At 64.2% G+C, this 21,662-nt stretch carries 20 protein-coding genes; 4 read left to right on the top strand and 16 right to left on the bottom strand.

Features of this window, described 5'->3' with window-relative positions; all coding sequences use genetic code 11:
* The 3 genes from EPD81_RS04615 to EPD81_RS04605 all read right to left on the bottom strand — a co-directional run.
* Positions 1–746: sulfate ABC transporter substrate-binding protein (locus EPD81_RS04615; RefSeq protein WP_142804198.1), on the bottom strand; the 746-nt coding region annotated here is incomplete at its 3' end.
* Between the two features lie 345 nt (positions 747–1,091).
* Positions 1,092–1,325 carry a hypothetical protein gene (locus EPD81_RS04610; protein ID WP_142804197.1) on the bottom strand — a complete coding sequence of 78 codons (234 nt, stop codon included), beginning with the start codon at positions 1,323–1,325 and terminating at the stop codon, positions 1,092–1,094.
* Positions 1,326–1,335: 10 nt separating this feature from the next.
* Positions 1,336–2,334, bottom strand: coding sequence for a sulfate ABC transporter substrate-binding protein (locus tag EPD81_RS04605; RefSeq protein WP_142804196.1), 999 nt, complete (start codon positions 2,332–2,334; stop codon positions 1,336–1,338).
* An 811-nt stretch (positions 2,335–3,145) separates the two neighbouring features.
* Here EPD81_RS04605 and EPD81_RS04600 point away from each other — a divergent pair.
* A complete protein-coding gene (locus EPD81_RS04600) occupies positions 3,146–4,864 on the top strand; it encodes a cation:proton antiporter (RefSeq protein WP_185955356.1) in 1,719 nt (572 codons plus the stop codon).
* On the opposite strand, the gene EPD81_RS04595 is transcribed toward EPD81_RS04600, so the two are convergent.
* The 9 genes from EPD81_RS04595 to EPD81_RS10720 all read right to left on the bottom strand — a co-directional run bounded on the left by EPD81_RS04595 (position 4,797) and on the right by EPD81_RS10720 (position 15,846).
* Entirely contained in the window at positions 4,797–5,282 is a 486-nt protein-coding gene (locus EPD81_RS04595; protein ID WP_142804194.1) for a hypothetical protein, read from the bottom strand. The two genes, EPD81_RS04600 and EPD81_RS04595, sit on opposite strands and share 68 nt — an antisense overlap.
* Before the next feature lie 364 nt (positions 5,283–5,646).
* Positions 5,647–6,027: a hypothetical protein gene (locus EPD81_RS04590; protein ID WP_142804193.1), complete on the bottom strand. Its 381-nt coding sequence runs from the start codon at positions 6,025–6,027 to the stop codon at positions 5,647–5,649.
* A gap of 66 nt (positions 6,028–6,093) precedes the next feature.
* Entirely contained in the window at positions 6,094–6,654 is a 561-nt protein-coding gene (locus EPD81_RS04585; RefSeq protein ID WP_142804192.1) for a hypothetical protein, read from the bottom strand.
* A 556-nt stretch (positions 6,655–7,210) separates the two neighbouring features.
* Entirely contained in the window at positions 7,211–7,906 is a 696-nt protein-coding gene (gene nfi / locus EPD81_RS04580) for a deoxyribonuclease V (protein WP_185955350.1), read from the bottom strand.
* Positions 7,906–8,838, bottom strand: a complete 933-nt coding sequence (locus EPD81_RS04575) for a DMT family transporter (protein WP_221928879.1) — start codon at positions 8,836–8,838, stop codon at positions 7,906–7,908. The genes nfi and EPD81_RS04575 overlap by 1 nt, the downstream gene beginning before the upstream one ends.
* Positions 8,839–8,850: 12 nt before the next feature.
* A complete protein-coding gene (locus EPD81_RS04570) occupies positions 8,851–9,945 on the bottom strand; it encodes a polysaccharide pyruvyl transferase family protein (RefSeq protein ID WP_142804191.1) in 1,095 nt (364 codons plus the stop codon).
* A complete protein-coding gene (locus EPD81_RS04565) occupies positions 9,942–12,206 on the bottom strand; it encodes a cation-translocating P-type ATPase (RefSeq protein ID WP_142804190.1) in 2,265 nt (754 codons plus the stop codon). Before EPD81_RS04565 ends, EPD81_RS04570 begins: the two co-directional genes overlap by 4 nt.
* Entirely contained in the window at positions 12,187–12,390 is a 204-nt protein-coding gene (locus EPD81_RS04560; RefSeq protein WP_142804189.1) for a heavy-metal-associated domain-containing protein, read from the bottom strand. The genes EPD81_RS04565 and EPD81_RS04560 overlap by 20 nt, the downstream gene beginning before the upstream one ends.
* Positions 12,391–12,408: 18 nt before the next feature.
* A complete protein-coding gene (locus tag EPD81_RS10720) occupies positions 12,409–15,846 on the bottom strand; it encodes a DEAD/DEAH box helicase (protein WP_221929210.1) in 3,438 nt (1,145 codons plus the stop codon).
* Positions 15,847–15,927: 81 nt separating this feature from the next.
* Here EPD81_RS10720 and EPD81_RS04550 point away from each other — a divergent pair, with 81 nt between their 5' ends.
* From EPD81_RS04550 to EPD81_RS04540, 3 genes are read left to right on the top strand one after another with little or no spacing between them, the layout of a single operon-like run.
* The gene (locus EPD81_RS04550; protein WP_142804188.1) at positions 15,928–16,662 is read left to right on the top strand and encodes a YebC/PmpR family DNA-binding transcriptional regulator; all 735 of its coding nucleotides are present in this window, start codon (positions 15,928–15,930) and stop codon (positions 16,660–16,662) included.
* Positions 16,659–17,201: a crossover junction endodeoxyribonuclease RuvC gene (ruvC, locus tag EPD81_RS04545; RefSeq protein ID WP_142804187.1), complete on the top strand. Its 543-nt coding sequence runs from the start codon at positions 16,659–16,661 to the stop codon at positions 17,199–17,201. Before EPD81_RS04550 ends, ruvC begins: the two co-directional genes overlap by 4 nt.
* A complete protein-coding gene (locus tag EPD81_RS04540) occupies positions 17,198–18,964 on the top strand; it encodes a Na/Pi cotransporter family protein (protein WP_142804186.1) in 1,767 nt (588 codons plus the stop codon). The genes ruvC and EPD81_RS04540 overlap by 4 nt, the downstream gene beginning before the upstream one ends.
* An 11-nt stretch (positions 18,965–18,975) precedes the next feature.
* On the opposite strand, the gene rapZ is transcribed toward EPD81_RS04540, so the two are convergent.
* The 4 genes from rapZ to EPD81_RS04520 all read right to left on the bottom strand — a co-directional run bounded on the left by rapZ (position 18,976) and on the right by EPD81_RS04520 (position 21,603).
* Positions 18,976–19,827: an RNase adapter RapZ gene (gene rapZ / locus EPD81_RS04535; RefSeq protein ID WP_142804185.1), complete on the bottom strand. Its 852-nt coding sequence runs from the start codon at positions 19,825–19,827 to the stop codon at positions 18,976–18,978.
* Between the two features lie 73 nt (positions 19,828–19,900).
* Entirely contained in the window at positions 19,901–20,230 is a 330-nt protein-coding gene (locus tag EPD81_RS04530) for a nucleotidyltransferase family protein (protein ID WP_142804184.1), read from the bottom strand.
* Positions 20,215–20,613 (bottom strand): HI0074 family nucleotidyltransferase substrate-binding subunit, encoded by a 399-nt coding sequence (locus tag EPD81_RS04525; RefSeq protein ID WP_142804183.1) that lies wholly within the window; start codon positions 20,611–20,613, stop codon positions 20,215–20,217. Before EPD81_RS04525 ends, EPD81_RS04530 begins: the two co-directional genes overlap by 16 nt.
* Positions 20,614–20,679: 66 nt before the next feature.
* Positions 20,680–21,603: an MBL fold metallo-hydrolase gene (locus EPD81_RS04520; RefSeq protein ID WP_142804182.1), complete on the bottom strand. Its 924-nt coding sequence runs from the start codon at positions 21,601–21,603 to the stop codon at positions 20,680–20,682.
* Between the last annotated feature and the right edge of the window lie 59 nt (positions 21,604–21,662).

The following is a 21,662-nucleotide window of genomic DNA, read 5'->3' as shown; positions in this document are numbered from 1 at the left end:
TCCACCACCGCCACCGGCGCCGGCGCCTCGATGGAGACGGACGGATAGACGATCTCGAACTCCTTGCCGCCCAGCTCCTGCGCGATCAGGCGAGCCTCGTTCTCGAAGGTGACGAGCACATCGCCCACGCCGCGCTGGGTGAAGGTGGTGGTCGCCCCGCGCCCGCCGCCGTCGAGCACCGGCACGTTGCGAAAGAGCCTGGTGACGAAGTCACGTGCCCCCTCGTCCGACCCCGTTTTCTGGAGCGCATACCCCCAGACGGCGAGATAGGTATAGCGGCCGTTGCCGGTCACCTTGGGATTGGGCACGATCACCTGCACCCCCTCGCGCACGAGGTCGTCCCAATCGCGGATGGCCTTGGGATTGCCCTGACGCACGAGGAAGACCATGGTGCTGGAATAAGGTGCCGCCTGATTGGGAAAACGCGTGCGCCAGTCGGGCGCGACGAACCCGCGCTCGGCCAAGAGCTCGAGGTCGGACGCCTGGTTCATGGTCACCACGTCCGCCTCCAGCCCCGCCGCCACGGCGAGCGCCTGCTTGGACGAGCCGCCATGCGACTGACGGATCGTCACCGTCTCCCCTTTGCTCGCTTGCCACGAAGCAGCGAAGAGCGGATTGATCTCTTTATAGAGCTCGCGCGAGACGTCGTAGGAGACGTTGAGCAGACTCGTCTCCGCCCGCGCCGCACCGGCAGCGACAAGGGTCAGCAAGGCCGCCAGGGCCGCAAGAAAACGCCAGAATCGCATGGTCCATCCTCCAGTTCGATGAGGACGATGGTAGCGAGGGGTTATAGGCGGTTCAACGGGGTTGGGGTTGGTAGGTTATGGCGAGGGGGAATAAGGGGGCGGGGGGTGAGGTTGATCAGGAGGCATGATGGAATCGTCGGGGACGTGACAGTTATGACGCCAAGTCGCAGGTGTCGTGGTGGCGTTCTTGTGCAGTCGTCCCCTTAGGACTTTTGCCTCTCGAGCGATTCGATCGACTCGCGCATCGTCTCACGACCCAGGAATAATGCACGACGTCGCGGATCAATGCAATCGTCCGGGACCTGACACGTAAGGTTTCACGCAGCAGGCTGACAGCCCTCACGATTACAGGTGCTGCGGTCCGGCGGGAAATTCGACCCAACGCACGGCCGCTGCGTGCTGTGCCAGAAGGCGCTCGATCACGCCGCGAGCGCGCACCACGGCAAGGTCGCTGCCTTTCTGCCAGCCTAGACGCAGTTCAGCCGGCATTTGTGCCTGGACGAGACGCATGGGACCCGTGACGAGCGCGGCCGAGGCGAGCAGGGTTTTGAGCACGGTACGGCGGGAGATAGGATTCATGTCGCTCTCCTCACTTCGCCACGATGCGATCGAACACGCCGCCGTCGGCGAAATGTTCCTGCTGCACTTTCTGCCAGCCGCCGAAGTCCTCAATCGTCAGCAGTTCGAGCTTGGGGAAACGGGCGAGGTCGGCCGGGTCGGCGTATTGGGGATGGACGGGGCGGTAGTAGTGCTTGGCCGCGAGGCGCTGGCCCTCGGGGGAATAGAGGTATTCGAGGTAGGCGCGGGCGATTTCGGCGGTGCCGCGGCGCGCGACGACGCTGTCGACCACCGCCACCGGCGGCTCGGCGAGCACGGATACCGACGGGACGACGATCTCGAAGGCGTCCGGCCCGGATTCCTGCAAGGCGAGGAAAGCCTCGTTTTCCCAGGCGAGCAACACGTCGCCCAGGCCGCGCTGCACGAAGGTGTTGGTGGCACCACGGGCGCCGGCATCGAGCACGGCCACGCGCCGGTAGAGTTCGCGCAAATAGTCGGTGGCCTTGGCCTCGTCGCCAGGCCAGTGCCTGTGCGCCCAGGCAAGCGCCGCGAGGCAGTTCCAGCGCGCCCCGCCGGAGGTCTTGGGATTGGGCGTGATGATGGAGACGTCGCCTTTGACGAGATCGTCCCAGTCGCGGATGGCCTTGGGATTGCCTTTGCGTACGAGGAAGACGATGGTCGAAGTGTAGGGGGCGCTACGCTGCGGCAGGCGCTGCTGCCAGTCGGGGGAGAGTTTGCCCGCCTGAGCGATGGCGTCGATGTCGTAGCCCAGCGCCAGGGTGACGACGTCGGCCTCCAGCCCATGGATCACCGCCAGCGCCTGCTTGCCCGAGCCGCCGTGCGACTGGCGAACCTTCACCGTTTCCCCGGTGCGCTCTTTCCAGTGGCGCGCGAAGGCGGCATCATAGGCTTGGTAGAACTCCCGTGTGGGATCGTACGAGACGTTGAGCAGCGACACGTCGGCACGCGCGCTGCCCAGCGCCAAGGCCGCCGCGGCGACGACAAAGAACGAACGAGGTGTGAAACGCATGGCGATCTCTCGACTGATGATGACCTCATGGTAACTAGGTCACATAGTCTATAGAAGCGGTTTGTTGCCAGTTTTATATTACTTTAAAGAATAAATCGATCGAGATAGAATCTTTCCTACGATGACTTCAAAGAAGATATCCACCAGCAACACCCTCCAAGCCACCCTGAGCGGCCGACCATATGCGTGTTCTACAGGGATTGGAGCATCTGGGCCAATCGGTGTGCTACAAGGATTCGTCAGAATTTCTGTGGACACCTCGACCCCTACTGATCCAAACTGATCCGCGCCATCGGACGGGCAAGAGCCGACTTTACCCCCATCTCGATGACCTCTTGCGACGATATCCGGCGCACGGAGGGCTCGTGCAGCCCAACGCCATCCCTTGGTGATGCCCACCCACGCCGCTGGGCGCCGAAAGTGGTCGAGGCTGAGTAAAATCGGGTACGATGCTGCAACGAGCGGCCAAAACGACGAAAATCGATGGCAAACAAATATCTATCGTCATCGACGGCTTATTACAATCCATATTTCATGAAAAAATGGTTTGATCGATGTTTCGAAAAACAATTAGAAATCTTTTGTCATGGCAATAGCTGCCCCTGATACTTTTATGCTTGAATAGCAAAATGTCCGGACTTTATACAAAATTTTTGAGCAAAGAATTTTTTTTGCTTGTAATAAAAAAGACATTTCATTTTTTCATTTGAAAAGACATGATGCCAATAAAATACAGGCAATATCCGCCAAAACAAACTCGTCAAGTGGCATACTATTTACTTATTGGGATTTCACGGCGATCAAACCCATGATGGAACATCTCACACAAATCCTCTTACTCCTGTCCATAGCGATAGCCGTCGTGGTTACATTTCAGCGGCTACACGTCCCGACCAGTCTGGGTTATTTATTGGTGGGTGTGATTCTCGGGCCACATACTTTGGGACCAACGGTTTCGGTACCCGAACTCGAAAAACTCGCCGAATTCGGCGTCGTCTTTTTGTTGTTCACGATCGGGCTCAATTTCTCCCTGCCTCAATTGCAAGCCTTACGGCACCAGATTTTTGGACTGGGAACCGGACAAGTCGTATTTACAACCTTGCTCGTTGGAGTCGTCGCGTGGCTCGCGGGGTTTCCTGCCGCGGTCGCGTTCGTGTTCGGCGCCGCCTTCGCCCAGTCGTCGACCACCATTATCGCAAGCATCCTGAAGGAACGAGGTGAAGACAACACTCAGCACGGGCGCCTCGGGATTGCCATGTCTGTTTTCCAAGACGTCACTGCCGTTCCATTTATCGTCATCATACCCGTGCTGGGTACCTCGGTCTCCGCCGGGGTATTGGCAGGCTCCTTGGGTTGGGCGCTTGCGAAAGCTATGCTCGCGTTCGCCCTGGTGTTCATTGCCGGGCGTTGGTTGCTGCGCCCGCTGTTTCATATCATTTCCGAGCAGCGATCGCTCGAAATATTCACGTTGGCAGTGCTGCTGATCGCCTTGCTCGCAGCGTGGACCACAAACAGCCTCGGCTTGTCGCTGGCATTCGGGGCATTTCTGGCCGGAATGATGCTGGGCGAAACGGAATTCCGTCATCAGGTGGAATCGAGCATACGTCCGTTCCGTGATGTACTACTTGGCCTGTTCTTTATTGGTATCGGCATGCGTTTCGACCCAACCGCGATACCACCAATATGGCACTGGGCCCTAGTCGGCGCGCTACTCATTCTGGCGAGCAAGACGCTGATCGTCGCCGCGATGCTGTGCAAGACTGGGGTTGACAACCAAGTCGCGTGGCGTACCGGCTTGTTGTTGAGCGTGGGCGGCGAATTCGGCCTTGCCCTCATTGCCATCGCATTGGATTCCAACGTGATCGAAGGGCAACAGGCTCAGATTGCGATCACCTCGGTATTGCTTTCGATGATCGCAGGCGCCGTTCTCATTCGTTTTAATGGTGTCATTGCGTCCCGGCTCGTCAGTACCCCGCATACCGAGACACCAAGTATTCCCGAGTTACCGGAAACATCGGAACAACAGGTCGTAATTGGTGGTTATGGTCGCGTAGGCCACACCATCGCTGTGCTCTTGCATTCATTCGGTATTCCATTCGTGGCTTTTGATATCGATCCGAAGCGGGTCGCCCAGGGAAGAGCAGATGGTTTCCCTGTATATTACGGTGATATATCTGATCCAGAATTGCTAGCAGCCATCCATGTAGAACGCGCGTCGCTGATAGTGCTTACCACCGACGATCCCACCAAAGCATTGCATGCTCTTGCATATTTACGCAGGAATTGTCCGCAGGTACCGGTCGTCGCGCGGGCACGGGATCTCGAAACGAGCGCAAAGCTCCTTCAAGCCGGCGCGGTTTACGCCTATCCGGAAGCCATTGAAGCGAGCCTGCGCCTTGGCGCAGCGGCGCTACAGATACTTCGGGTGCCGTCTGACGTCATTGATCAAGAGATCCAAGGAATCAGGGACTTGGGCTACAAGCCCGTGCTGGAAGATGAGCCGGACAAGCAGGAAAAAGCTGCCCATTGACGGACTTGTTGGTGGCGCAGACAGATATCGGACAGGATGGACAGCCGCCTTTGGGTTGGCGCCAGGTCCTGGATGATTCCGTGGTCTTTTTTATGAAGCGTTCCGCTTTTTGACTTCGTCGAAACTTGCGCCGATCGCTTTCCGCGAACCATCTTTTCATGGCTTCGATGGGTGTGACATGCACCATGGCTTTGTACCTCGCTGATGCGGCCGTTGCATTGGTCAGCCGATGCTCGATCTCGAGCGCCTGGTACAGGACATCGAAGGTATGCGCTTCCGTAGGGGTATGTTCTTGCGCGGGTAATGAATCGGTGAATTCCTTGCCGTTGTAGGAGAGGATCATACTCAGGCGCAAGAGGCTGCCTCGAGAAGTGCTTGCAGGAAGCTCCGGGTCTTCAGCATCGGGGCTTGTTGCCATGTCGAATGTTCTCCGCCGACACTCCAGTTCTCGGGCAAGGCGGCGCACCGGCAGGTTCGAGCTTTGAATGTTGCGCCGGGTCGCAGGAGTCGTGGCGGCGCTCTCGTACAGTCGGACCCTCACGACTTTTTCCTCTCGCGCAACTCGCGCATCGTCTCACAACCCAGGAATTATGCATGGCAGAATGGATCAATGCAATTGTCCGCGACCTGACAATTACGCACCCCACACGAAGCTTACCTTCGTGAAATCGCTCAGCTCGATTTGCTCAATGCTCCACACCCTCTTGGCGTGGTCTAATGCTACTTGCGCATGCGCTGCGTTTCTTAACGCGGTCGCGTGCAGCAGTTTGTTTGGCGCGACCTCATAGCCACAATGCCGCCACTTGAACCAAGGTTCCGCCCACAATAAGCCAGAAGCCCGTGCGAATATCAAAGAAACAGGTATTTTGAATCCACGTCCGGACTGGACGATCTGGATCGTCGATGATCTGGCACGTGATGTGCGACGGCGGGCCATATGGATATTTTTCCTCGTTTCCATAGGCACCCATGATCTTCTGAAGTAGACCACTGACTTCGAGCTGCACGACGCCCGCTGCTGTGGCAAGCAAGCCCGAAGAAGCAAGCCACGCGCCGCTGCCCGCTTCACCGGTGAAAAATACATAGATGCCTGCAACCAGACAGCATGTAGCTGCGACGGAAAGCAACACAAACGCGTAGCGCTCGAACCGCTTGAAGATCAAACATCTCTCCTCTTACATCCAATGAACTAAGGTAAACAGCTGAAGGCTGTCCGCTTGAGCGCAAAATCAGGCATTCTGCATTGCCTTGCGAAATTTGCTGAGCTCTTCTACCCATGCTTTACTGACGATGAGTAACTGCATAGCCAGATTTAGGCAACATTCTGGCGTAAAGAATTTATTACTTTCACCTAACTCCTTGTTTATGTACTCTAGTATGTTGCCGTGGCACAAGTTGTGACGAACTCGTACAATTTCAACATTTATTTTTTTGGGCCCAGTGGACTCCAGTTTTTCGATAAAATCGGCCTCGCCTGGGAAGGCTAGTTTTTCTACTGGGAGTCCGGCCGCCCTGGCAGAGATCAAAAGCTTATTGTTTAGTATTATTTTGGGGTCAAGCTCAGAAATTGGTGCAGGCTTATCTATCTGCGCCATTGTTACTCTCACGGACGATTCGATCCCGATGATGAAGCTGATGCAGGCTGGGAGTATTAGTCCTTGCCGAAGCGCTTCAGCCCCTTGAGAGAAAAACCAATGGATCTCAGCGCCAAGGTGATGCTGTAAAAAGAATATTTTTTCTTCATGCTCTCGCCGAAGCTGTTCCAGGTGTTGTTGAAGTTCTTCGTCCATACGTGTGGTGTTTGTATATCTAAGTGTCAGGTCCCAGACAATTCCATGGTATTTTTATGAAAAGTTCAAATTTTTCCGCGTACCATCTTTTCATGGCCTCGATGGGGGGTGATATGTCCCAGGGCCTTTTGGAGGATATGGTGATTGTACGCGCTGAATCGTCGCCTCCAACGATTCTCAGCTGTCGAAGCGGTAGATGGCCAGCACCTCGCTGATGCAGCCGGGGAAATCGTCGACCATGCCGAGCGTCTGGCACGGTTCATCGAAGGTATGCGCTCACGTGAGGGTACACCCTCCCTGGGTAATGAAGCGGTCGGTGAATTCCTTGCCGTTGTCGCTGAGGGTCGAATGTTCTCCTCCGACACCCCGGTTCTCGGACAAGGCGGCGCACCGGCAGGTTCGAGCTTTGAATGGTGCGCCGGGTCGCAGGGGTCGTGGCGGCGCTCTCGTACAGTCGGACCTGCACGACCCAAGAATGATGCACGACGCCGCGGGTCGATGCGATCGTCCGGGACCTGACGCATTAGAGGCACTCCACACGGCGTTCGTTTGAAGCCTAGACCGAGCCATCACCCCCCGTTCCTCGCTTCCGAGCGTTCCCCGAAGCGAGCGCATGGGCCGCGCGGGTGGTCTCGGGCAGGCGGTAGCGGGTGGTGCAGGCCATCACCCAGTCCACGGCACGCTCCAGGCTCACGCGATGGCCGATGGAGACGTAGACCGGTTGCACGCCCACGCGGGTGCGCAGCACGGCGCCGATGATTTCGCTGCCGTCGCGCAGCGGTACCCAGGCGCCGCGCCGTTGCGGCACCGGTTCGTGCGTGCCGACGAGGCGCGACTTGGCCACGCCGATGCTGGGCAGATCGGTGAGTACGCCCAGGTGGCAGGCGATGCCGCAGCGGCGCGGATGCGCCCGGCCGTGGCCGTCGACGAGGAGCAGGTCGGGCGGGGCCGAGAGCCGTTCCAACGCCTGGAGCACCACGGGCAGCTCGCGGAAAGAGAGTAGCCCCGGCACATAGGGGAAGTTCACCTCGGATTCCGCGACCGCCGTCTCGCTCAGGGCGAGCGATGGAAAGTCGAGCACGGCAATGGCGGCCCGTCCCCGCGTGCCGCCGCCGGGAAAGCCGACGTCGATGCCGGCCACACGCTCTATCTGCCCGTGCGCCTCCTCGCACACGACCCGCCGGGCGATCTCGCGCTGTAGGGCGATCGCCTCCGGTATGCTGCGCGGCTGCAGAAGCGACAGATCTGCCACTACCCCTCCGCTGCTGCCGTGGCCGCGGGGCGGGGTCTGCGGCTCATCATCACCACCCCGCCGATCACCAGGCCACAGCCGGCGAGCTGAGCGAAGGTGAGCGGTTCGTCGAGCAACCAGGCGCCGAGCAGCAGGGTGAGTACGGGGCCGAGGGTGCTGATCATGGATACCGGCCCAGGACCCAAACGGCGGATGGCCTCCGAGGCGAGCCACACCGGGGCGACGGTGGAGACAAGCGCCATGGCGAGGCCGAGCCACAGCACCGGCGCCGGTTGTTGCCACAGCGAAGGCAATGGCCGCATGACGACGAACTGGCCGAGCACGAGTAGACAGGCGAAAGTCGTCGCCCAGGCGCTGAGCCGGGTGGCGCCGATCTTCCCCACCACTTGGCCGGTTCCCAGCAGATAGAGCGCAAAGGCCACGGCCGAACCAAAGACGAGCGCTCCGCCGAGCAAGACGTCGTGCACGCTACCGGGATTTTGGCCGAGGTCATGCACCAGCGCGAGCGCCAGGCCGGCGTAGCAGACGGCGAGCGAGGCGACGGTGCGGCGGTCGAGCCGCGTGCCGAGGAAAGCTGCGGACATCAACACGACCAGCGTCGGGTAGCAGAAAAGGATCATGCGCTCCAGGCCGGCGCTGATGTAGCGCAACCCCAGGAAGTCGAGGTAACTCGATCCGTAATAGCCGAGGAAACCGAGCACGAAGAGCGTGCCCCATTGCCGCGCGGTGAGGCGATGGGTCGCCTTTTTCTCCGCCGCCCAGCCGAGCAGCAGGAAGAACGGCAGGGCGAATCCCATGCGCAGCGCGAGGATCGTCTCGGCGTCGACGCCGTGGCGATAGGCGAGCTTGACGAGTACCGCCTTGAAGGAGAAACCGAATGCGCCGGCAAAGGCCATCCACAAACCGAGCGCGGTGTGTTCCCGAGTCGTCATCGTCTTTCTCTTTTACTCCACAAAACATCGTCCCACCGGACGACAGGTCGAACCCGACGCCCAGAAGAGTTGTTCCGGATGCCAGGTGCCGAAATAGGCGCGCAGCTTGCGTGCGGCCTGGGGTTCACGCTCCAGCGCCACGGCGGGTACCCCGCACGCGCGGGCGGTGAGCAGCAGATGCAGGCTCGTGGCGCAGACTTCCACCGCGCCGGCGGCGAGCCCGCCGATCGCTTCGAGCTCGAGTTCGGCAATGAGGCACGTCGCCGCCCGGCTCGAAGGCGAGAGAAAGCGAAAAAGGCGCTCGAGCGCTTCCAGCGTGTCGTGCCACGGGGCGGCACCCGCACGGACGAGCGCGAGCCGTTCCCCGTTTTCTTGGCGCGATTCCAGCCAGGCGGCCAGCGCCGCGAGCCACGGATCGGTGGCGCATTCGGCGGCGAATTGCACCAGGCGATAGGCGCCGAGACGTGCGCGCCAGTCGTCCGCACGCGCCCTGAAGGCATGCGCAAGCTTCGAGGCAGCGAGCGCCTCGGCGGGATCCGGCGCGAGCGGCAGGTACGATCCTCGTTGGGCGAAGATCGTTCGGGTGCGGGCATCGCGCACGCGCGCTTCGTCCGCTTCCGCGAGTGCCGTGAGTGCGGCGCGCTGGATGCTGCGCGGCAAGGTGTCGAGGCCCGTACCGCCGCAAGGGGCGAACTCGAGGCGGCGCACTCCAGGTGCATCGCGCCGGCGCAGCACGTAGGGCAGCGGCCGATGCGTACCGAGCAGGCGCACCGCCTCGCGACGACGGGCGCAGGGGTCGGCATCGAAACGGGCGATCGCCCTCGCCGCGGCACGTTCCTCGTCGAGCAGCATCACCGCCGTGGTCCAGGCATCGCAGTCGAGGATCTCGCCGCCGACGTGACGCAGGTCGTAGCCGCCCGGGGTCAGATCCGAGAGCACTTCGGGCAGGGGATGCACGGCGAATCCGGCCACGGCGCGCGCATCCCAGGCACGCAGTCCCGCGAAGTGCACGCGCCGCCCGCCACTGGCTTCGGCGGCGAGCCGGGCGAGCAGCAGGTCGCCATAGTTGTGCCGGTCGAAGGCACCGAAGAGCACCAGGTCGCTCATATCGCCCGGCGCAGGCGCAGCGAGTGCGTCACCACGAAGAGGCTGGAGAGGCTCATCGCCGCGGCGGCAAGCATGGGGTCGAGCAGCCAGCCGGTCCACGGATGGAACGCACCGGCCGCGAGCGGAATGAGTACCACGTTGTAGCCATAGGCCCAGACGAAATTCCAGCGGATGGTGCGACGCGTGGCGCGCGCGAGGCGCACGGACTGCGGCACGGCGGCCGGGTCGCCGCGCATGAGCACCACGTCACCGGTCTCGATCGCCACGTCGGTGCCGGTACCCATGGCGATGCCCACGTCGGCCCGGGCGAGCGCCGGCGCGTCGTTGATGCCATCGCCGACGAAGGCGAGCCGCCGTCCCTGCGCTTGCCATTGGTGCAGCGCCTCGGCTTTTTCTTCGGGGCGCACTTCGGCACGCACTTCGTCGATGGCGAGCGCCCGGGCCACCGCCTCGACGCTACGGTGGGAATCACCGGACAGGATGGCCACCCTCAGGCCAAGCGCATGGAGTTCGGTCACTGCCGCCGCACTCGTGGGCTTGAGCGGATCGGCAAACGCAATGACCCCCACGGGCACTCCCTCGACCGCCACCCACACGAGCGTTCTCCCCTCGCTCGCCTGCGCCTCGGCCCACGCCTCCAGCACCGGCTCTGGCGCCCGCGCACCCGTTTCCGTGTCCACGAAACGGCGCGACCCCACCGCGAGCCGCACGCCCTCGACACGGCCGCGGATGCCGCCGCCCGGCACCGGTTCGACCGCCTCGGTGGTGGACAGCGGCACTTCGCCCACCGCCGCGAGCAGGGCGCCGGCGATGGGATGCTCGCTCGCTTTTTCCAAGGCGGCCACGCGCAGCAGCCACTGCTGCGCCTCGCCCGGCGCACTCCAGGACGAGGCCACCAGTGCCGGTCGACCGGCGGTGAGGGTGCCCGTCTTGTCGAAGACCACGGTGTCGATCTCGGCGAGCCGCTCCAGGGTCGCGCCGCGGCGCACGAGGATGCCGCATTCCGCCCCCCGCCCCGTGGCGACCATGAGGGCGACGGGCGTGGCGAGCCCCATCGCACAGGGGCAGGCGATGAGCAGCACACTCACCGCGGCGACGAAAGCGTAGGAGAGCCGCGGCTCGGGGCCGAAGGCCAGCCAGAGCGCAAACGTGAGCGCCGCCACGGCGAGCACCAGCGGCACGAACACGCCGGCCACGCGGTCGGCGAATGCCTGGATGGGCGGTTTCTCGGCCTGAGCCCGTTCGACCAGCGCGATGATGCGCGCGAGCAGGGTCTCACGGCCGACTTCGGTCACTTCCATGGCGAAACCGCCGGAAGTGAGCACGCTGCCGCCGACGACCCGGTCGCCGGGGCGCTTTTCCACGGGCAACGGCTCGCCGGTGAGCATGGACTCGTCGACCCAGCCTGCTCCCTCGCGCACGATGCCGTCGGCGGGCAGGCGCTCACCCGGGCGTACCTGGACCCGGTCGCCGGGGCGCAGTTCCTCGACGGGCAATTCCCACACCGAACCGTCGTCGCGCAGAACCCGGGCCGAGCGCGGCTGCAGCCGCAGCAAGCGCGAGATGGCGCGGGATGCCCGGCCGCGGGCGCGCGCCTCCAGCATGCGTCCCAGCAGAATCAAAGCGACGATGACGCCGGCCGACTCGAAATAGAGGTGGGCGCTGCCCGGCGGAAAAATGTTCGGCACGAGCCAGGCGAGCAGCGAATAGCTCCACGCCGCCCCCGCTCCCAGCAAGACGAGGGCGTTCATCGCCGGGGCGCCGTGGCGCAGCTCCGCCCAGCCGGCACGCAGCAGCGGCGCACCGCAGACGAAGAGGATGACGGAAGAAAGGATCGCCTGCAGCGCCTGCCACACCCAAGTCGGCGCGAGACGGGCAAAGCGCGCTTCGCCACCCGGCAGCATCGGCCCCATGGCGATCAGCACGAGCGGCACCGCGAGCCCCACGGCCCAGAGCACCCGGCGCCGCGCCATGCGTGTGGCTTCGTCCTCTTCATCGGGGGACGTCTGCCGCGCCCGCGCCACCGGCTCGTAACCAAGCTCCCGGATCGTACGCCGGATGGCGGCCTCGTCGACCCGGCTCGGGTCGTAGTGCACCGTGGCGCGCTCGAGCGCCAGATTGACGCTCGCCTGCCGCACGCCCGGCAAGCGCTGCAGGCCCCGCTCGATGCGTCGCACGCAGGCGGCACAGGTCATGCCGCGAATGCCGAGCTCGAGTTCGGCCTCTTCGGCCACGCCCGCGTCAGACGAGCTTTGCGTCATAACCTTCTTCGAGGATCGCCTCGATCACCGCCTGCGGGCTCGGGTCGCCTTCGATCACCACTTCCTCCCGCTCGCGGCTCACCGACACGACGCGCTCCACACCTGGTACTTTTTTGAGCGCCTCGGCCACGGCCTTCTCACAGTGCGCGCAGCTCATCCCCGTGACTTGGTAACGTTGTTGCATCGCCCTTGCTCCTTTCTGTCAAACTTCCAACGGCGAAGAAGAGAGCAGCGCCGCCACGTCCTCTTCGGTGAGCGCAAACCCGCCCGCCTCGCCCGTCTCCAACGTGCCTTCGGCAAGCGAGCGTTTGCGCGCCTGCATCTCCAGCATTTTTTCTTCGACCGTATTGGCGGCGATCAGTTTATAGACGAAGACCGGCTTGTCCTGACCGATGCGGTGCGTGCGGTCGATCGCCTGCTCCTCCACCGCCGGATTCCACCAGGGGTCGAAGAGGATCACCGTGTCGGCCTCGGTGAGGTTGAGCCCCACGCCGCCCGCCTTGAGGCTGATGAGGAAGACCGGCGCGTCGCCCCGGCGAAAGCGATCGATCACCTCGTCGCGCCGACGGGTGCTACCGGTGAGTTTCACATAGGGAATCTTCTGCTCGGCGAGCACCGGCTCGATGCGCTCGAGCATCTGCACGAACTGGGAGAAGACGAGGATGCGGCGCCCCTCTTCGACGAGCTCGGGCAGGGTTTCGCGCAGCCAGTCGAGCTTGGCCGATTCCTTCACCTGGCGCGCCTGCGGCAGGTCGACCAGCGAGGGGTCGCAACACACCTGCCGTAGTTTGAGAAGCGCGTCGAGCACCGTGATCTGGCTGCGGGCGAGCCCCTTTTCGGCGAGCGCTCGGCGCACGCGCTCCTGCATGGTCAGCCGAATCGCCTCATAGACCTTGGCCTGCTTCTCGCCCAGCGTCACCGTCTGGACGATCTCGGTCTTGGGCGGCAGCTCCGCCACCACCTCCGCCTTCGTGCGCCGCAGCAGGAACGGGCGGATGCGCCGGCGCAGATGCTCGAGGCGCGCCGCGTCGCCCTCCTGCTCGATCGGATGACGGTACCAGCGGTTGAAGGTTTCGAGCGAGCCGAGAAAGCCCGGCATGAGGAAATCGAAGAGGGCCCACAGCTCGCCGAGATGGTTCTCCATGGGTGTGCCGGTCAGGCACAGGCGCTGCTCGGCGCGAAACTTGCGCACGTGCTGCGAGATCTGCGCCCGCGGATTCTTGATCATCTGCGCTTCGTCCAGGATCATCACCGACCACGCCCGCGGGCGCAAGAGCTCCACGTCGCGCCACACGAGGGGGTAGGTGGTGATGACGAGGTCGTGCCCCGGGATTGCCTCGATCTGCTCGCGCCGCTGCGCGCCGTGCCAGACGAGCACGCGCAGGTCGGGGGTGAAGCGCGCCGCCTCGCGCGCCCAGTTGCCCACGAGGCTGGTGGGCGCCACCACCAAGGCCGGCTGCTCGAGCCGCCCGGCGAGCTTTTCCGCCAGGAGGTGCGCGAGCGCCTGCAGCGTCTTGCCCAGGCCCATGTCGTCGGCGAGGATCCCGTGCAGGCGATGCCGGCGCCAGAACTGCAACCAGGCAAGGCCCGTGCGCTGGTAGGGGCGCATCTGCGCCTGCAGCCCCGGCGGCTCCTCCACCGGCATGGGCCCGCCGTGGCGCTCCAGTTCCTCGAGCATGGCCGAGAGGGTCGGCGCCTGGATCTGGGCCAAGGTGCCAGGCGGCAACTCGCGCAACAGGGAAAAATCGTAGCGCGACAGCCGCACCGGCCCTTCGCGCCGCGGTTCGCGCCGCAGCAATTCGAGCGTCAGTTTGAGGATGGGCGCGATCGGCTCGAGCGGCACCACCGCGCAGGCATCCTCCTCGGGGAAGGGATAGACGATTTTCTCCGGCCAGTCGTCCTCGCCATAGCGCTCGAAGACCTCCGCCGCGAGCTCCGTGAGGTCGATCTCGCGCTCGCCCGCCTTCACCTTGGCGTCGAACGCGAACCAGTCGCCCCCCTCGTCGGCCTGGGCGAGCTCCACGTCCGCCGTGCTCGCCTCCCATTCCTGCGGCCAGAAATCGTCCGCCACCTCGATCTCGGGGGAAAACTCGCCCAACACCCCGGATTCGAGCCGCTCGCGCAGTTCGTGCCACAGCAAGGGCGATTCGGCCTGCGCCTCGTATTCGGCGAAATCGGGCCAGGCGAGCGTCATCCGCAGCGGCTCGAGCAGCACCCGCACCGTGCCGAACCACTGTTTTTCCCGGGCCACCGAGCGGTGCGGCAGCTCGAGGCGCACCTCGTCCCCGAAGGGATGATGGACTCGCCCCTGAGCATCGACGGCGACTTCGCCGTAGCGCACTTCGGGACGCACGCGCCGCCGCCCTTGCTCGTCGCGCCACAGGATCAGGAGAAAGCGCGCCGGCTCCTCGACCCGCGTAGTCGCCACCGGCGCCGGGGCCGGCAAGGCTTGGCCGAAGAGCTCGCTCCAACGGCGCGCGAACACCGGCGCGTCCTCCTGAGGCACCGGCGGCAGGGCATCGAGCCGCTCCACGTCGCCCCAATCGAGCCCTTCGGGCAGCAACAAAGGGCCCACCGTATGGGTCTTTCGCTGGAAATAGTGCCAGGGCTGCATGAAGCGCAGCGGCACGATGCCCGCATCGCCATTGCCTTCCACGTGCCACACGCCCTGAAAGGCTCCGCGCGCCGTCTCGCGCCACAGCCACAGCAAGCGCCTCGGCTCGCCCCAGCGCAGGAAGATCCCCTCCGTGTGCGACCCCAGGCAGGCGCGGCCGCTCTGGACGATGGCGGCAAAGGCCGCGCCCAGCCAGGTTCGCGGCGGGCCGTGCATCGAGGCCACCGCCAGCCCCATCAAATCGGCGACGGTGAGCGCTCCGTAGACTTCGGGGTGGTAGTAGATCGTGAGGAGATCGACGGGTTTGCCGGCGACGAAGCGGCGCGGATCGCGCTTGTAGGGACGGGTGAGGAAGGCATTCCAGCCGAAGATACCGCGGCGCTCGTCGAGCCGCACGTCGTAGAGGATGCGCTCCGGCGGCTGCTGGTTCGGCCCCGGGTGAGGGTGCGGCTCGTGGCGATGAAAGCGCAAGCGGGCCGTCTCCTCGATCCAGCGCATCGCCGGGGAACGCTTGGCCTCCAGAATCTCGGCGGCCCGCTCGGCGACGGCGGAAACGCCCCCCTTGCCCGGCGCAAGGGGCCGGTTGCCGAGCATGAGCTCGACGAGCTCGCCCAAGGGGATCCGTCCCTCTTCTTCAGGTGGTGGCGCGGCATCCCCTGAACCCGGCGTGTCGAGCGTTTCCGCTTCGGCAGTCTCCTGCTCCAAGAGCCGTTCGCCGAACTCGATGAGCAGCGCCGCGCAGTGCTTGCACGCCTCCCCGATGGGGCAGGTGCAGGAACATTCGATGGACGAGGGTTTGACGTCGCCCTCACTTTTCCATGAAACATCGATGTTCTGGGCGTAAGGGGCACGCTGCGTGCCCTGGACCCGGCCCGCGATGTGCCAACGCCGCTCGTCGACAGAGAACTCGCAGGAGCGCACTCTTCCCCGTTGCACCAAGTCTTCCCCCCGTGACCAGTAGACGGGATCGAAGACGTACTGCCTCAACCATTCGAGACGGCGACGGTTGCGTTCTGCCGGATTCATCGCGCGCAAGCCGGGGAAAGAGAATCCCACAGTATAATTGGCCCAAGGTGCAAACTCAATCGCAACGCGGCAGGAGAGGCAATGGCTGGCCATTCCAAATGGGCAAACATCCGTTTCCGCAAAGAACGGCAGGATGCCAAGCGCGGCAAGATCTTCACCCGGCTCATCCGCGAGATCACCGTGGCCGCCCGCAACGGCGGCGGTGACCCGAACTTCAACCCCCGGCTGCGCGCCGCCATCGACAAAGCCAAAGAACACAACATGCCCTCCGAGAACATCGAACGCGCCATCAAGCGCGGCACCGGTGAGCTCGAAGGGGTGAGCTACGAAGAGATCCGCTACGAAGGCTACGGCCCGGGCGGCGCGGCGGTGCTCGTCGACTGCATCACCGACAACCGCACCCGCACCGTGGCCGAAGTGCGCCACGCCTTCAGCAAGCACGGCGGCAACCTCGGCACCGAAGGCTGCGTCGCCTTCCAGTTCAAGCACTGCGGCCAGATGATCTTCGCCCCCGGCACGGACGAAGAGGCGCTCCTCGAAGCGGCGCTCGAAGCCGGAGCCGAAGACGTGATCCCCAACGAAGACGGGTCGATCGAGGTCATCACCCCGCCGTTCGAGCTCGAGCGCATCCGCGCGGCGCTGGAAGCGGCCGGTTTCACCCCGGCCATGGCCGAAGTGGTGTGGAAACCGCTCAACGAAATCGAGCTCACGGGCGAGGATGCCGCCAAGATGCGCAAGCTCCTCGACGCGCTCGAATCGCTCGACGACGTGCAGGCGGTCTATACCTCGGCGGTCTTCGACGAAGAGGAACCATGACGGCGGCGCGCATCCTCGGCCTCGACCCGGGGCTGCGCATCACGGGGTTCGGTGTCATCGAACGACACGGCGCCCGGCTCGCCTACGTCGCCAGCGGCTGCATCCGCAGCGGCGAAGGCACCCTACCCGAGCGGCTCGCCACGCTCTTTCGCGGCGTGGAGGAGCTCATCGCCACCTACCACCCGGCCGAGATCGCCGTCGAAAAAGTCTTCGTCAACCTCAACCCCCAATCGACCCTGCTCCTGGGGCAGGCGCGCGGCGCCGTGCTCTGCGCCGCAATCCTCGGCGCCACGGCCGTGCATGAATACACGGCACTGCAGGTGAAGCAGGCCGTGGTCGGCTATGGCAAGGCCGACAAAACCCAGGTACAGGAGATGGTGAAGCGGCTGCTCGGCCTCGATGCCGCCCCCGGTGCGGACGCAGCCGACGCGCTCGCCTGCGCCATCTGCCACGCGCACCAGAGCACCCACCCTTACGCCGCCCAGGCCGTGCGGCGCCGCGGTGGGCGGCTGCTCGTTCCCCCGCCCTCGCGCCGATGAAGCCGATCGCACTATGGCCCGCCTGGGCGCGCAACCTACCGCGCCTGCTGCTGCTGGGACTGCTCGGCTGGTGGCTCATGAGCAGCGCCACCGCCAACGAGATCGCCGCCGGTCTGGCGCTTTTCCTCTTGGGTCTGCGCTCCCTCGAAGACGGGGTGAAGGCGCTCGCCGGCAGCACGCTCGACACGCTCATACGCACGAGCACCCGCAGCACGTTCGGCGGGCTCGCCTTTGGATTTTTCGCCACTGCCGCGGTGCAATCGAGCAGCATCGTCTCGCTCCTGACGATGTCTTTCGTCTCCGCGCGGATGGTCACTCTCGGCGGCGGCCTGGCCATCATCCTGGGCGCCAACCTCGGCACCACCACCGGCACCTGGATCTTCGCCACGCTGGGCACCTCGCTCGATCTGGCGCGATATGCCCTGCCATTCGTCACGCTGGGCATGGTACTGCGTTTTTCTCGGGAACGCCCCTTCTCGGCCGCGGGACACGTCCTGATCGGCCTCGGGCTGATCCTATTCGGTATCCATTATCTGAAGATCGGTTTCGAACTCTTCCAGCACCAGTTCGACCTCAGCGCCTACGCCCTACCGGGGTATCAGGGGGTACTGGCCTACACCGTGGTCGGCACCCTCATCACGCTCGTGATGCAATCGAGCCACGCGACCATGCTGCTCACCGTGGCCGCACTCGCCTCCGGGCAGATAGGGTTTGACAATGCGCTCGCCATCGCCATCGGTACCAACATCGGCACCACCGTCACCGCGCTGCTCGGCTCCATCGGCGCCGACCTCGACGCCAAGCGGCTCGCGCTCGGCCACGTTCTCTTCAACGTCTTCACCGCCCTGCTCGCGCTGGCCGCCTTTCCGCTCTTTCTCGCTGGCACGCTACTCGGCTCGAGGCTGATCGGCCTGCCGCAAGACGATCCGCTGCTGCAACTCGCCTTCTTCCACACCTTCTTCAATCTCGTGGGCGTGTGCCTCCTCCTGCCAAACCTCTCCCGCTTTCTCCGGTTGCTGCAAACCCTCGTGCCCGAGACTGCCCAAACGCTCACCGCCCCCAAATACCTCTCGCCCGCCCAGCTCAAAACACCCGAGATCGCCCTCGAATCGCTGCGCAAGGAAACCTGGCGCCTGTTCGACCGAGCGATCGACCTCATCGCCCTGGTGATGCAGGTCGATCCCAAAGCCATGCGCGCTGGCGAAAATCCACACGAACTCGATCGCCCACCCGCGCGAATCCATACGCTGGACATCGATGGCCTGTACCGCTCACGCATCAAACCGCTTTCCGGGCTCATCGTCGACTTTGCCGCCCGCATCGCCGCCACCCCGGAAGTCGCCACCAAAATGCAGCGAATCCTGCAGGCCAGCGCCGCGATCCAGGAAGCGGTGAAAGACACCAAGCACCTGCAGAAAAACCTCGTACGGTGTTTGACGCACTCCAATCCGATCATCCGCCGCCAGTACTTGCGCTACCGCCGTCACCTCGTCGAAACGCTCTATGCCATCGCCAATCTGCCGCGCGAGCAGGGCAGCGACGGCAGTGCGGCCGAGCTCACGATGGTCACCCACACGGCGCTGGCCCAGCTCGACCCCTTGGCGAACGGTCTGCTGGAAGAATGGCTGAAGAACGGAGAGATTTCGCCCGAAGAAGCCACCTCGATGATGAACGACACGGCCTACGTGCGCCGCATCACCGAGAACCTACTCACCGCCGCCCGCGCGCTGGGCGAGGCGACCCAACCCCCTCACACCCCCTGAGCAAAGCGCCCTCAACCAGAGTACGCGGCGGGACAATCCCGGTGGCGCACCACCACGCGCCCGCGCGCCGCAAACACCCGCCCCAGCCGCTCCACCAGGTAGACCGAGCGATGCTGCCCGCCGGTGCAGCCCACCGCCACCGTGAGATAGGCTCGATGCTCGCGCTCGTAGCACGGCAACCACCGCTCGACAAACCCCGCGATCTCGGCAAACATCGCCCCCACTTCCGGAATCGCCTCCAGCCAGCGCACCACCGGCTCGTCGCGCCCGGTCAAGGGGCGCAGCGCCTTGTCGTAATACGGATTGGGCAAGCAGCGGGCATCGAACACCAGATCCGCATCGAGCGGCACTCCGTGCTTGTAGCCGAAGGATTCGAAGGTGAGCGTGAGCCAGCCGCCCTCTCCGGCGAAAACGAACTCGCGGATCCACGCGCGCAGCATTCCGGCCGAGAGATCGCTCGTATCGATGCGGTGCGCCCGCTGCGACAGCGGCGCGAGCAGCTCCCGTTCGAGGGCGATCGCCTCCACCAGCGGCCGTCCTTCGCGCGCCAGCGGGTGCGTGCGCCGCGTCTCGGAAAAGCGCTCGAGCAGCACCCCGTCGCGCGCCTCCAGAAAGAGCAGATCGACGCCATGCCCCTGTTCCGCCAGGCGCTCCAGCGTGTCTGGCAACGCCTCCAGCCCGCCAGTGCGCGCGTCGATGGCGATCGCCACCTGCCCCACCCCTAGCCGCGCCAGATGCTCGACCACCGGCGCGAGAAAGGCCACCGGCAGGTTGTCGATGGCCACGAACCCCGCGTCCTCCAGCGCCCGCAAGGCCACCGTCTTGCCGGAGCCCGAAAGCCCGCTCACCAGCACGATGCGCATTGGGTCCTCTCCGATGGTTCAGTCATTCCCCTCTTCGAACCGGACTTCTGCTCCTCCACCACCCGCTCGGGAATCATGGATTTCCTTGCGGATAAATGCGCCTCCCCTCCCGGCGGATTTTATCCCTGAGGACTGTATTGGCGAGGCGATCCCAGTGCAGGAGGTCGATCTTGAAGAGGATGGAAAGGTCGTCGATCTCCTGCCACAGGGCGGCGAATTCCGCCTCGCTCATCGAGGGGGCGAACACGGCGAGGTCGATGTCGGAGCCGGGGCGATGCGTTCCCTTGGCGCGAGAACCGAAGAGGCGTACCTCCTCGATGGCGGGATGACGGGCGAAGACGCGGCGCAGGTCGTCGAGGATCTCGTCGGCGAGACCCGACGGGTCGGTCACTGCGACGACCATCGACGCACCTGCTGCGCGAGTTCCTGAAAAAGGGGCAACCCCGTGCGGCAGACGAAGCGATAGACTTCCTCGGCCAGGACTTCGTCGTAGGTGTGGCTGGTGAGGTTGCGCATGCGCTGGGCCTGGCTCCAGGCGTTGCCGTCGTGCAGCAGCCCCACGGCCAGCGCCTCACGAAAGACTTCGCGGGGCGTGAGCGCCTCGATTCCCTCCTCGAGCAGTTTGAGTCGCAGGACCTTCCAGGCGAGCTCCCAGCAGAATTCGAAACGCTGGATGACCGAATCGCGGAGAAATTCGGAGTACGGCTGGGCGCAAGCTTCGGCGAGCCGATCGGTGGCCTTGAGGAAATCCTGGCAGCGTTCATGAAATCGTTCGTGATTCGTCATGCCGCCTCCCGAAAAGACCGAAAGACCGATCGTATCACCGTCGGCGAGCCCGGGCACGCGGGGCGATCAGGCCGGCAGCATCGCCTGCCACTGCCCTTCGGCGCGGCGGATCGCACCGGCGCGCTCGAGTTCCTCGCCCAACCAGCGCACCGCCTCCTCGGGCGTCAGTTCGATCCAGTCCAGAGCGCGTTGGAAGAGTTCGACCCCGGCCAGAGTGGTACGCAGCTCTTCTTCCTCCATGCACCCCCGTTGGAGCAGGGTGAAAGTGACGCAGGCGCGCAGGGCGTTGCGCGCGATGCGCCGGGGATCGTTGGCGAAGGCTTCGAGCCGACCCCAGGCGCGCTGCAGGGCGGCAGCGACGTCCTCAAAGGGGGCGCCGTGCCCCGGAATCACCCAGCGTACCGGCAGGCGTTCGATCGCCGCGAGCGCCTCGCGCGCCGCGGCGATGGCGTCGGCCTGGCCGAGCAGGGAAGGAAAGAGGATGCCGAATCCATCTTCCCACAGGGCGTCGCCGCTGATGAGCACGCCGTGCGTCGGCTCGAAATAGGCAAGCGCGTGCATGTCGTGCCCCGGCACGGCGATCGCACGCCATTCCCATTGACCCATCGCGATCGTATCGCCCGGGGCAATGGTTGCCGAATAGGAGAAAGGTTCGGCCCGTTGCCCGGCGTTGGACAGCAGCAGCGCAGCTTCGTCCCAGCGTCCGATGGGATCGGCCAGCCCTTCCGGCACCCAGATGGGGCAACCGTAGCGCCGCGCCACCGCGGCGTTGCCGCCGAGATGATCCGAATGAGAATGGGTGTTGACCAGCCGTACGATGGGCTCGCCCCGTACCGTGGCTTCGAGAAGTGCCAGCGTCTCGCCAGCTTTCGTCACATAACCGCTATCGACCAGCGTCCAGCCGTCGGTGCCGCGCAGCAGCACCGAGTTCGACGACAGCCAGCCGCGCTGCAGCACCACCATTCCCTGGGGCAGAGTCTTCGTCGTCATCGTTTCTCCCGATTCTTCGCCATACATGCGCCGGCCGCAGCCGACGCATACTCCGTCTT

Origin of the sequence: Tepidiphilus sp. J10 (assembly GCF_006980785.1) — a bacterium.
Taxonomy (GTDB): Bacteria; Pseudomonadota; Gammaproteobacteria; order Burkholderiales; family Rhodocyclaceae; genus Tepidiphilus; species Tepidiphilus olei.
Note: the sequence above shows the minus strand (reverse complement) of the source record. Positions and strands in the feature narration are given on the sequence as shown.